The 10228-nt window shown below is 71.3% G+C and carries 17 protein-coding genes; all 17 read left to right on the top strand.

Translation table 11 applies throughout. The annotated features are described in order from the left end of the window. The 17 genes from M8C13_RS36280 (at position 1) to M8C13_RS36200 (ending at position 10200) form a co-directional block, all read left to right on the top strand. Entirely contained in the window at positions 1–144 is a 144-nt protein-coding gene (locus M8C13_RS36280) for a hypothetical protein (RefSeq protein WP_252485319.1), read from the top strand. Further along, positions 141–962: a DUF4097 family beta strand repeat-containing protein gene (locus M8C13_RS36275; protein ID WP_252485318.1), complete on the top strand. Its 822-nt coding sequence runs from the start codon at positions 141–143 to the stop codon at positions 960–962. Before M8C13_RS36280 ends, M8C13_RS36275 begins: the two co-directional genes overlap by 4 nt. Positions 963–1011: 49 nt before the next feature. Next, positions 1012–1470, top strand: coding sequence for an NUDIX hydrolase (locus M8C13_RS36270; RefSeq protein ID WP_252485317.1), 459 nt, complete (start codon positions 1012–1014; stop codon positions 1468–1470). Positions 1471–1558: 88 nt separating this feature from the next. Then, positions 1559–1774, top strand: a complete 216-nt coding sequence (locus M8C13_RS36265; protein ID WP_252485316.1) for a hypothetical protein — start codon at positions 1559–1561, stop codon at positions 1772–1774. Continuing rightward, complete coding sequence (locus tag M8C13_RS36260; RefSeq protein ID WP_252485315.1) at positions 1771–2004, top strand: hypothetical protein; 234 nt, start codon at positions 1771–1773, stop codon at positions 2002–2004. The genes M8C13_RS36265 and M8C13_RS36260 overlap by 4 nt, the downstream gene beginning before the upstream one ends. Further along, positions 2001–2243 carry a hypothetical protein gene (locus tag M8C13_RS36255; protein ID WP_252485314.1) on the top strand — a complete coding sequence of 81 codons (243 nt, stop codon included), beginning with the start codon at positions 2001–2003 and terminating at the stop codon, positions 2241–2243. The genes M8C13_RS36260 and M8C13_RS36255 overlap by 4 nt, the downstream gene beginning before the upstream one ends. Beyond that, positions 2240–2422, top strand: a complete 183-nt coding sequence (locus tag M8C13_RS36250; RefSeq protein WP_252485313.1) for a hypothetical protein — start codon at positions 2240–2242, stop codon at positions 2420–2422. The genes M8C13_RS36255 and M8C13_RS36250 overlap by 4 nt, the downstream gene beginning before the upstream one ends. Beyond that, complete coding sequence (locus M8C13_RS36245) at positions 2419–3381, top strand: hypothetical protein (protein ID WP_252485312.1); 963 nt, start codon at positions 2419–2421, stop codon at positions 3379–3381. Before M8C13_RS36250 ends, M8C13_RS36245 begins: the two co-directional genes overlap by 4 nt. Before the next feature lie 98 nt (positions 3382–3479). After that, a complete protein-coding gene (locus M8C13_RS36240; RefSeq protein WP_252485311.1) occupies positions 3480–3710 on the top strand; it encodes a hypothetical protein in 231 nt (76 codons plus the stop codon). Further along, positions 3707–5947, top strand: a complete 2241-nt coding sequence (locus M8C13_RS36235) for an ATP-binding protein (protein WP_252485310.1) — start codon at positions 3707–3709, stop codon at positions 5945–5947. The genes M8C13_RS36240 and M8C13_RS36235 overlap by 4 nt, the downstream gene beginning before the upstream one ends. Before the next feature lie 243 nt (positions 5948–6190). Beyond that, positions 6191–6355: a hypothetical protein gene (locus M8C13_RS36230; protein ID WP_252485309.1), complete on the top strand. Its 165-nt coding sequence runs from the start codon at positions 6191–6193 to the stop codon at positions 6353–6355. Further along, entirely contained in the window at positions 6352–6654 is a 303-nt protein-coding gene (locus tag M8C13_RS36225; RefSeq protein WP_252485308.1) for a hypothetical protein, read from the top strand. The genes M8C13_RS36230 and M8C13_RS36225 overlap by 4 nt, the downstream gene beginning before the upstream one ends. Before the next feature lie 82 nt (positions 6655–6736). Continuing rightward, entirely contained in the window at positions 6737–6955 is a 219-nt protein-coding gene (locus tag M8C13_RS36220; protein WP_252485307.1) for a hypothetical protein, read from the top strand. 25 nt (positions 6956–6980) lie between these two features. Then, entirely contained in the window at positions 6981–7949 is a 969-nt protein-coding gene (locus M8C13_RS36215; protein WP_252485306.1) for a hypothetical protein, read from the top strand. 36 nt (positions 7950–7985) lie between these two features. Next, positions 7986–8195 carry a hypothetical protein gene (locus M8C13_RS36210; protein ID WP_252485359.1) on the top strand — a complete coding sequence of 70 codons (210 nt, stop codon included), beginning with the start codon at positions 7986–7988 and terminating at the stop codon, positions 8193–8195. Beyond that, complete coding sequence (locus tag M8C13_RS36205) at positions 8192–8620, top strand: hypothetical protein (protein ID WP_252485305.1); 429 nt, start codon at positions 8192–8194, stop codon at positions 8618–8620. The genes M8C13_RS36210 and M8C13_RS36205 overlap by 4 nt, the downstream gene beginning before the upstream one ends. Continuing rightward, positions 8614–10200, top strand: coding sequence for a DNA cytosine methyltransferase (locus tag M8C13_RS36200; RefSeq protein ID WP_252485304.1), 1587 nt, complete (start codon positions 8614–8616; stop codon positions 10198–10200). Before M8C13_RS36205 ends, M8C13_RS36200 begins: the two co-directional genes overlap by 7 nt. Positions 10201–10228: the final 28 nt, after the last annotated feature.

Raw genomic sequence — 10228 nt, 5'->3', positions numbered from 1 at the left:
ATGGGCTTTCTTGACCGGATCGAGTCTTTCCTGGACCGGCTGTCCACCTGCCCGGCCTGCGGCCACAACGAGTTCACCGCGGGCTGTGCCTGCGGTGACCGGCGCTGCGTCTGCCGCGCCGAACGCGAGGGAGACCCGGCATGAAGACCTTCACCGCCTCCCGGCCCGGCCCGGTGCTGCTGGTGCTGGACCTGGACCACGGCGCGATCACCGTGACCGTGGAAGACCGCGAGCACGCCGAAATCACCCTGACCCCGCTGCGGCCTGGCGATGAGACCGCGGCCGAGCTGATCGAGGGCAGCACCGCCGAACAGCATGGCCAGAGCTGGATCATCACCGTCCCGACCGCGCCTGGCACCGACCACCACAGCGTCCACGGCAACGTGGTGGTCAACCAGGTCTTCGGCACCGTCACCAGCACGATGATCGGCATCAGCACGAGCCACTCCGGTCAGATCATCATGGGCTCGCCAGGCGACACGACCGTCAGCGGCGGGCCGGTGCGGGCCGAAATCCGCCTCCCACAGGGTTCCTCGGTGCAGGCCGACACGGTCACCGCCAACCTCAGCACCACCGGCGAGGTGGACCTGCTGCGTTTCCGCTCCACCTCCGGATCGCTCAGCGCCGCTGCCGCAGCCGAGGTGCACGCCGTGACCATGTCCGGTGAGGTCACCGCCTGGCAGACCAGCACGGCGCGGGTGAAGACCATGTCCGGTGCCATCCAGCTGGCCAGTACCAAGTTCGCCTCGGCCAGCACCATGTCCGGCGCGATCCGCCTGACCCTGGCCGGTGGCCGTGCCAAGGCGGATTCGACGTCGGGCACCGTCACCGTGCACGCCACGGCACCGTCCACTGTGGACATCAGCACGATGACCGGGGACGTCCGGCTCAGCGCCGAGGACGGCGCTTCCCTGCGCGGCAACACCAGCACCGTCACCGGCCGGATCACCCGGAACCTCTGACCGCCGCACGGCCAACACCGTCACCTCCCCAGAAGAAGGAGACAGCCCGATGGCTGAGCGCTGCCGCAGCGAGACCATCAGCCTGACCGCCGACATCATCGTCCTGGCCACCGCCGGCGGGCAGTGGCACGTGCTGCTCATCCAGCGCGGGCACGAGCCGTTCGCGGGCCGGTGGGCGCTGCCCGGCGGCTACGTCGACCCCGGCGAGACCTCCGCCGATGCGGCCATCCGCGAGTTGCGGGAAGAGACCAACGTCGTGGTGCCCAAGGCTTTCCGCCAGGTCGGTGCCTACGACGAGCCCGGCCGCGACCCGCGCGGGCGGGTGGTGTCGGTGGCCTACCTGGCCGTGCTGACCCAGCGGCCCACCGCCACCGCGGGCGATGACGCCGCCGCCGCGCAGTGGGTGCCGGTGGAGCAGGTGGTCACCGACCTGGCCGAGCTGGCCTTCGACCACGGCCAGATCCTGTCTGACGCGCTCGACCTCGCTGGGCTTGGCCCGGCTTTCTGATCGCCCCGGACCGGCGGCGAGTTCTTGGCGGAAGCAGCCGCCGGTCCGGGTCTCCCACCACCCATCAACTGAGCCAGGGAGGCTCTCCATGCTACGGATCAACCAGATGAAGCGCGGCGCCATCCTGGCGTGGGCGCTGTTCGGTTTGCTCACGGTCCTGGCCACTGTGCTGGCCAGCATCACCGCCGCTGTGTCCAAGGTTCTCGCCGGAGTTGCCCAGGTTGGTGACGCCGCCTGCGTGCAGGTGCGCATGATGCCCAGCGCGGCCCGCCCCGGCCTCGTAGTCGCTGGGGGGCAGCGATGACCGCCCGCCCCCGCCAGGACGCGTTGCAGCGACTGGAGAAACTGCCACCCCCGCCCAGCCCGGACGCCCCACCGGCGGCACGGATCGCGTGGCTGGAGGAGGCGGCCAGCGCGATTGACGCCTACGCCGATGCCTACGGCGACTCCGGCTACGGCTCGGCCGCCGAACACCGGGCTCACGCCCGGGAAGCCCGCCGGGAAGCCGCAGCAATCAAGGCGGCCCAGCGGTGAGCGCGCCCACGGCCCCGGCCGGCGCCGCTCTGCCCGCCCGGATGATCGCCCGCCTCGGCACCACCCCGCCTGCGGTCAACGCCTCGAACCTGGTCCACGCCCAGTGGTACGAGGACAAGGCCCGAATGCTGGAGCTGCTGGCCGAGGCCGACCCGCCCCGGGCCACCATCCACCGCCAGCGCGCGGCCACCGCCCGCGAGATGGCTGCGGAGTACCGCAAGGCAGGTGATCAGTCGTGAAATTCGATCTGGGCACCAAGGCCACCTGCCGTCACTGCGGCCACGAACTCGTTCAGGCCGTCACGCCGGATGGCCGCCCCCTCTTCTGGGTGCACTGCGGCACCCGCCACCACCGCTGCACCACCGACCGTCCCGATCTCACCAGCGCCGAACCGATCCGATTGGAGGCCGTGAAGTGACCACCACCCTCAACACCGTCGACATCCCGGCGGTCACCGACCCGTCCACCACGCCGGACCCGGTGACCCCCACCCCCACCCCGGCAGAGCCGCCACCGGCCCCGGCGCCCGCCCCCGCCGCCGTTGAGGACGCGGCACCAGCCGCCGACCCGGCGGAGGTGGCCCGCCAGGCCGAGGACGCCTACCGGGCCAGCCTGGCCGCGGGCAACCCGCTCAACGGCCGCGAGATCGGCGAGCAGTTCGGGCGCAGCGAGCGCTGGGGCCGTGCCCGGCTTGCCGCCGTCCACGCCAGTGGCAAGGGCGCGGCCAAACCGCGCACCAGCCCCAGTCGCCGCAAGGCCACCTCGACCAAGGCCACCGTCACCAAGGCGGCACCAGCGGCGGCCCCGGCCACCACCGGCGCGGCTGCCGCACAAGAGGCACCGGAGGCCGAACGGCAGCCGGTCCCGGCTCCAGCGTCCAGTGTTGCCGCCTCGGTGGCGGCTGCCGAAACGGCAGCCGCCAGCCAGCCCCGGACACGCACTTGGCTGGTGTGGCTGCTGGCCCTCCCGGCGTTCGTGGCGATCTGGGGCGGCTGGGTCGGCCTGGGTGAGCTGACCGGGTTCGGCCGGGTGAACCTGCTGCCCGGCATCGGGGATGGCCTGTTCATCAACACCGCCATCACCCTGCCGATCGGCGTGGAAGCCTACGCCGCCTTCGCCTTCGGGGTGTGGCTCTCCGCGTCGATCCACTCCCGGCGGGCCAAGCGGTTCGCCATGTACTCCGCGATCGGCTCGCTGCTGCTCGGCATGGCCGGACAGGTCGCCTACCACCTGATGAAGGCCGCCGGGATCACCGTCGCGCCGTGGCCGATCACCGCGTTCGTGGCCTGCCTGCCGGTGGTCGTGCTCGGCTGCGGCGCTGCCCTGGCCCACCTCATCGCCCACGACCGGCAGGACACCAAGGAGAACCAGCCGTGACCCACCCCCACCCCGCCCCCGGGACCACCTCCGCCAACGGCAGCCCGCAGCCCGCCCCTAGTGCCGCGATCGTGCCCGTCACGGCGGCAGGGACCCCCGTGCCGAAACGGCACCGCCCGCCCCTGGCGGCGGCGGGGGCGTGGGTGGGCTGGCACGCCCTGGAACTGACTGCCCTGGGCCTGCCGCTGCTGGCCGCCGCCTTCATCACCGAGTGGCTGGCCTTGCTCGCCGTCCCCGGCGCGCTGCTGTGGGCCAGCCAGGAAATCCGCGCCCACCGACACCGCACCCGCACCGCCGATCCGGCAGCCGAGGAAGGAGAAACGGCATGACCAACAACGAACCCCCTGCCGCCGCCCCGGCCGCCCCGGAGGGCACCGGTGAGGAACTGGCCCGCGTGCACTACCTGCCCACCACCGCCACGCCCGAGGCGTTGGAAGGGGAGGTGCTGACCGATGCGCAGTACCGGGCGTACCTGTCCCAGAAGGAACAGGCGCTGGCCCGCTACCGCGGCTACGCCCGCGACACCGCCCGCGCCTACCACGGGGTGCTCACCCTGGCCCGCCGCACCGGCGGCAGCCGGGGCGTGCGCTTCGTGCGCCGCCACGGCACCTTCATCCTCAAGGGCATGGAGGCCGAGCGGCAGCGCCGCAAGGCCGAACACGGCCAGCTCGATGCCCGCGGTGCCCGGCGCGCCGCGCTGGCCGCCGGTGACCTGGCGCAGGTGGCAGAGCTGAACCAGCAGATCCAGCAAGAGCGCCAGCTGCGCGTCCAGGCCCTGCAAGCCCGCGCGGAACTGGGCTGGTACCTCGGCAAACGCGGTGCGCTGGCCTGCGGCTGCGTGCTGGCCACCGCCCTGACCCTGGGGCTGGCCAACGACGTCAGCAGCATCTTCGACGTCGAACTCTTCGGTGACTTCGGCACCATGGACGTGCTGTCCACCACCGGCGCCATCGCCACCGGCAGCTACGCCCTGGCCGCCTGGTGCGTACTCAACGTCTGGGTCTTTGCCCTGGCAGGGGCAGGTGTGTGGGGTTTTCGCCGGTGGAAGGACGGGGTGCGCCTGGGTGAGGCGATCCTGCCCGAGTCGCTGCGCACCACGCTGGGGACCTCGATGCAGTACATCGAGCTGACCGAGTCCTCCCTGGCCATCGCCCTGGCCAACATCCGCAACGACAAGCTCGCCGCCGCGATCAAGGACGGCTGGCCCAACCGCGACACCGACAACGCCTGGGTGCTGCTGCCGATCAAGGAAGGCAAGGGCTACACCGTCAAGCTCCGCCTGCCCCACGGGGTGCCGGTCACCGCGGTGGCCAAGGCCAAGGAGTACCTGGCCCACAACCTGGGCTGCCGCATGCAGGAGTTGTTCATCGTCGCCGACGAGCACGACCCGACCGTGATGGTCCTGCACCGCCTGGACCCCGGGGTGCTGCGGGAGCCGGTGCCGCCGTATCCGCTGCTGGAGGAGGGCAGCACCGACTACTTCAAGGGCTTCCCGGTCGGCATCACCCCTCGCGGTGACCTGGTCACCGGGGTGACCTCCGAACGTAACTACGTCATCGCCGGGGAGATGGGCTCAGGCAAGACCACCCTGATCCTGGCGCTGCTGGCCGGGGCGATCCTGGACCCGCTGGTCGACATCGACGTGTTCGTCTTTGCCACCAACAACGACTACGACTGGCTCAAGCCGTGCCTGAACACCTTCTCCGACGGCGACAGCAAGGAGAAGGTGCAGGCGTGCCTGGACCACATCCAGGCCCTGCACGCCGATCTGGAGCTACGCGGCCAACTGCTGAAGAAATACGACGAGGACTACGTCACCCGGGAACTTGCCGCCAAGGACGCCCGCCTGCGGCCCCGGATCGTGGTGATCGATGAGTGCCAGTCCTACTTCCGCCAGCCCACCCCGAAGAAGCGGCGCGAGGTGGTGGACGGGATGGTGCGGTTCTTCTCCGCCGCCCGCAAGTACGGCATCACCGTGATCTTCGCGACCCCGGTTCCCTCGGATCAGTCGCTGCCGCGTGACCTGGTGTCGGTGACCTCCAACACCGCCTGCTTCGCCATCAGCGACAAGACCCGCAACAACGTCGTACTCGGCGACAAGGCCCACGAGAACGGCATCTCCGCCCTGGGCCTCAAGCCCAAGACCGAGACCGAGCTCAACGACGCGGGCACCTCCATCACCCGCGGCTTCCTGCCCACCCCCGGGGCGCTGCGCAGCTACTTCCTCACCAAGGACCAGCGCACCCAGCTGGTCAAGCGCGCCCTGGAGCTGCGCGGCGGCCAGGCCGCCGGCGCGCAGCCCGCGGCGGCGGAGCGGGACTGGCTGGCCGATCTCGCCCAGGTCTGCCACGGCCACGAGAAGGTCCGGCTCACCGACGCCGCCGGGTGGCTGCGCAAGCTCGCCCCGAGCTACCGCGCCTACAAAAGCCTGGACGGCAAGACCCTCGCCGAGTGGCTCGACGGGGTCGGTGTGCCGGTCACCTGGCCCTCCCGCCAACCGACCGCAGTCACCGAGCGTATCCAGGCTGCGGTGAGCGAGAGGCAGTCCATCCCGGCCGGTGAGTGAGCGGGCACCGCCTGCCCGCACCCCCCGCCCCGGCCCTGCAGGCCGGGACGGAACCTCGCCGTTCACCCATTCACCTGCGCAGAGTCTGTGCAGGTCAAGGCGCGTGAACGGGCATCTTGGGCTGGGTTGTGAAAATTCACGCGCCACGCGCTGACTCACGCGCCCCTTCACCCGGCTCCAGCGGACCTCCCCGAGGTCCACCACATCCACCAATGGTTACACACAGTGAACGAAAGGTGTCTCATGGCCAAGCGCAAGCCCAAGCCGAAGCCCCGGCCCAGGCTGGAACCGTCGCCGAACGTCGCGCCGCCGGAGGGCTACTGGAGCGCGGAGGACGTGGCGGTGCTGACCGCCAGCACGTTCGGCTTGGACAACTCCTTCCTCGAGTTGCCGGAGCACGGCGAGTGAGCCTGCCCGCGGCGATCCTGCTCAGCGCGCTGGCCGCGCTGGCCTTCACCAGCCTGGTCCCGCCGCTGGCGAACCTGGCCAGCCTCGGCCTGGTCGGGCTGGCTGTGGGCTACGTCGCGGCCTGCCGGTTCTACCCGCTGCGGCCGTGCCCGGCCTGCGGCGGGGACAGCGTGCAGCGCTCCCGCGGCGTCTTCGGCGGGATACGAGCGTGCCCGGCCTGCGCCGGGACCGGCACCCGGCTCCGCCGGGGCGTCCGCCTCTGGCAGTGGCTGCGCCGCCGCACCCACCGCCGCCGGTGAACACCGGCCCCTTCCCATGCCCTGGCGGGCGGCCGTGCCGCGCCACCGGCCGCCCGCCAGCCCCACCCGACCTGGAGTCGCCATGTCGAACTGGATCATCCACATCGAAGCCAGCCGCTCCTGGCTGAGCAGCACGTCCACCACCTTGTGCGGGCTGACCATCACCGAGGTCAAGGTCAGCGGCTACCTCATGACCGTGACCTGCCCGGCCTGCAAAACCATCAAGGCCCAGGCGAAGGCCGCCAAGAAGGCCGCGAAGAAGGGCGCCCGCAAGGCGAAGCCGAAGGGCGGCTGGTGGTGACCGGCGGCATGCCTCGGGACGCGTGATGCGTCCCGAGGACTTCTACTTCGGCGTCCATCAGCCGAACTGGCTGTGGCACCCGGACAACCAGGGCCTGGTCATGTTCCCCTCCTACTCCACCCTCCACCGCCGCAAGACCCCGTTCCCCCGGGCCACCGTGCCCTACGCCGTGGACTCAGGCGGGTTCTCCGAACTGCAAAAACACGGCCGATGGACCATCTCCCCCCAGACCTACGTCGCGTTCCTGCGGCGGCTGTGGGAGGAGTTGGGGCCGTTTCGGTGGGCCGCCCAGCAGGACTGGATGTGCGAACAGCAGATCCGGGAAGGCGGCTGGTACCAGAACGGGGTCCGGCTGCTCAGCCTCCAGCACCGCAACCCGCGCAGCCGCGCCCCGGTGTACTTCGCCGGTACCGGCCTGTCCGTGGCTGAGCATCAGGACCGCTCCGACCGCAACTACCACCAGCTGCGGGAGCTGGCCCCGGAGTTGCCGATCCTTTATGTCCTGCAAGGCCAGCACGTCGATGACTACCTGCGCCACCGCGACCTGGCCGCCGCCCGCGGCACCGACCTGAGCACCCACCCCGTGGTGGGGGTCGGATCGGTCTGCCGCCGCCAGGCCACCGGCGAGGCCGAGCAGATCCTGGCCCGCCTGCACACCGAAGGGCTGACCCGGCTGCACGGCTTCGGGTTCAAGATCGACGGAATCTTGCGCAGCGGCCGCTACCTGGCCTCGGCGGACTCCCAGTCCGGCTCGCTGACTGGCCGGTGGTGGAAGGGCACGGGCACCGCCTGCGGAACCGTGCACCCCTCCCACCGCGGGCGCCCACCGGCCAAGTCCTGCGCCAACTGCACCACGTTCTTGTTCGGCCGGCACCGCCGCATCCAACGCCGCATCGCCTGCCAGCCCGACCAGCTGGACCTCTTCACCCTCGCCCCAGCCGAGCCGCACCGGTCCGCCAACGACGCAGCCGCCCGCGGCCGGGTTGCGGCTTGAGCCACCCCACCCGCCTCCACCTGATCTGGAGTCGCCATGAAGACCACCGTCACGCTGGACACCGACCTGGCCAACCACCTGGAGGCGTACTTCTTCGGATGGCTGTCCACCGCCTTCCCACCCGGGACCTTCACCAGCTCGACCGCGCTGGCCACCACCGCCGAGAAGGTCACCCAGGGCCTGATGCGTGAAGTCGTGCGCCCGGCCCTGCAACGGCACAACGTGGCCAGCGGCGGTGGCCGGTGAAGCACGAGCCGTCGCAGCCAGCCACAGCCGCGCTCGCCGAAGGCGTGGCCGCCCGTCTGGATGCCAGCCCCGCCGCCCAGCGTGACGCCGAGCAGTTGGCGGAGTTCACCCTGGCGCTGGCCGCCGCCGATTCGTGCTGGAGCGCCAACCTCGGCGACCCGCCGTCCGACCCGGACTACATCCGCGACCTGGCCGCCGACGTCTGGCGGCTGTGGGTCCGGCCCGCCCTGGCCAAGCGCGAGCACGAACTCGCCGCCGCACGGCAACACCGCGAGGGGGACCTGGCCTACCTGTTCGGCGAGCTGGACCGCCGAGACGACGAGATCGACTTCCGCCGCGCCGAATGGGCAGATCCAGACGGCACAGCACCTGCGGCCAGCGAGATCCCCACCAAGCCCCGGAAGGATGCGGACCCGCGATGCTGACCGTCACCGACCTGTTCTGCGGCGCCGGGGGCTCGGGTCTCGGCGCGACTGCCGTGCCCGGGGTGGAGCTCGTCATGGCCGCCAACCACTCCCCGCGCGCGATCGAGACCCACCAGGTCAACTTCCCGGGGTGCGCCCACGACTGCGCGGACATCTCCCAGGTCGAGCCCCGCCGCTACCGGGCCACCGACATCTTGTGGGCCAGTCCGGAGTGCACCAACCACTCCGTGGCCAAGGGCCGCAAGCGGTCAGACAACCAGCCGGACCTGTTCGGTGAAGTGGTGGCCGACCACGTGGCCGAGAGGAGCAGGTCGACGATGTGGGACGTCGTCCGCTTCGCCGAAGTCCACACCTACCGCGCGGTGATCGTGGAAAACGTCGTCGATGCCGCGAACTGGACGCCGTTTCGGGCGTGGCTCCAGGCTATGGACTGCCTGGGCTATGACCACCACGTCGTCTACCTCAACTCCATGCACGCCCCCGCCATCGCCGCCCCGAGGGCACCGCAGAGCCGGGATCGGATGTACATCGTGTTCTGGCGCAAGGGCAACCCCGCACCGGAGCTGGAGATCCGGCCCCTCGGCTGGTGCCTCGGCTGTGACCGTGAGGTGGAGTGCCGCCAGGTGTTCAAGCCGCGTGGCCGGTCGTGGCCGATGGCCCGCTGGGGCCGCTACCGCGCCCAGTACCTCTACGCCTGCACCACCCCCGGCTGCTCCCGGCAGGTCGAGCCCTACGCCCTCCCCGCGGCGGCGGCGATCGACTGGGACACCCCCGGCGAACGCATCGGTGACCGCGTCAAACCGCTGTCGGACAAGACACTGGCGCGCATCCGGGTCGGGCTGGAGCGCTACGGGCGTCCGATGACCATCGAAGCCGCGGGCAATACCTACGTGCGCACCGGTGCCGACGGGCGGCCGGTGTACTCGCGGGGCTGGCCGGTGGACCAGCCCACCGCCACGCTGACCACCACCGCCACCCGCGCCCTGCTGGTGCCCTCCGGCGGCACCTGGAACGAGACCGCCAGCACCGTCAGCGACCCGTTCCGTGCCCGCACCACCCGGGAGATGGAGGCACTGGTGGTGCCGGTGGAAGGCCGCGACGGCAAGGCCCCCGCGCCGACATCACAGCCGCTGCGGACCCAGACCACCCGGCTGGAATCCGCGCTGGTGGTCCCGTACTACTCCGCCGCCGGGCACGCCCACCCGGCTCAGCAGCCGCTGGGCACGGTCACCACCCTGGACCGGCACGGGTTGGCCTTCATCGCCGAACTGCGCGGTGGTGGATCCACCGCCCGCCAGGTGAACGAGCCGCTGGCCACAGTCTGCGCCAACGGCAACCACCACGGCCTGGTCCAGGCCGCCGAGGCCGGGCAGATGCCGGTGGTGGAGGACTGCACCTTCCGGATGCTCCAGCCCGCCGAGGTCCAGGCCGCCATGGCCTTCACCCCCGACTACGTCGTCACCGGCACCCGGCGCGAACAGATCCGCCAGCTGGGCAACGGGGTCACGCCGCCGGCCGCCGAGTTCTTGGTGCGCGCCGTGGCCGCCTCCCTGGACCTGGCCGCGCCCAGCGCCGCCTGAACCCCACCCGCCCGTGTCTTCGACGCGC

It is taken from the genome of Crossiella sp. SN42, from assembly GCF_023897065.1.
GTDB lineage: Bacteria > Actinomycetota > Actinomycetes > Mycobacteriales > Pseudonocardiaceae > Crossiella.
Note: the sequence above shows the minus strand (reverse complement) of the source record. Positions and strands in the feature narration are given on the sequence as shown.

What these genes read in the sequence shown, in the direction of transcription:
- M8C13_RS36280 (WP_252485319.1), top strand. Translation starts at nt 1, where the DNA reads ATGGGCTTTCTTGACCGGATCGAGTCTTTCCTGGACCGGCTGTCCACC.
- M8C13_RS36275 (WP_252485318.1), top strand. Translation starts at nt 141, where the DNA reads ATGAAGACCTTCACCGCCTCCCGGCCCGGCCCGGTGCTGCTGGTGCTG.
- M8C13_RS36270 (WP_252485317.1), top strand. Translation starts at nt 1,012, where the DNA reads ATGGCTGAGCGCTGCCGCAGCGAGACCATCAGCCTGACCGCCGACATC.
- M8C13_RS36265 (WP_252485316.1), top strand. Translation starts at nt 1,559, where the DNA reads ATGCTACGGATCAACCAGATGAAGCGCGGCGCCATCCTGGCGTGGGCG.
- M8C13_RS36260 (WP_252485315.1), top strand. Translation starts at nt 1,771, where the DNA reads ATGACCGCCCGCCCCCGCCAGGACGCGTTGCAGCGACTGGAGAAACTG.
- M8C13_RS36235 (WP_252485310.1), top strand. Translation starts at nt 3,707, where the DNA reads ATGACCAACAACGAACCCCCTGCCGCCGCCCCGGCCGCCCCGGAGGGC.
- M8C13_RS36230 (WP_252485309.1), top strand. Translation starts at nt 6,191, where the DNA reads ATGGCCAAGCGCAAGCCCAAGCCGAAGCCCCGGCCCAGGCTGGAACCG.
- M8C13_RS36220 (WP_252485307.1), top strand. Translation starts at nt 6,737, where the DNA reads ATGTCGAACTGGATCATCCACATCGAAGCCAGCCGCTCCTGGCTGAGC.
- M8C13_RS36215 (WP_252485306.1), top strand. Translation starts at nt 6,981, where the DNA reads ATGCGTCCCGAGGACTTCTACTTCGGCGTCCATCAGCCGAACTGGCTG.
- M8C13_RS36210 (WP_252485359.1), top strand. Translation starts at nt 7,986, where the DNA reads ATGAAGACCACCGTCACGCTGGACACCGACCTGGCCAACCACCTGGAG.
- M8C13_RS36200 (WP_252485304.1), top strand. Translation starts at nt 8,614, where the DNA reads ATGCTGACCGTCACCGACCTGTTCTGCGGCGCCGGGGGCTCGGGTCTC.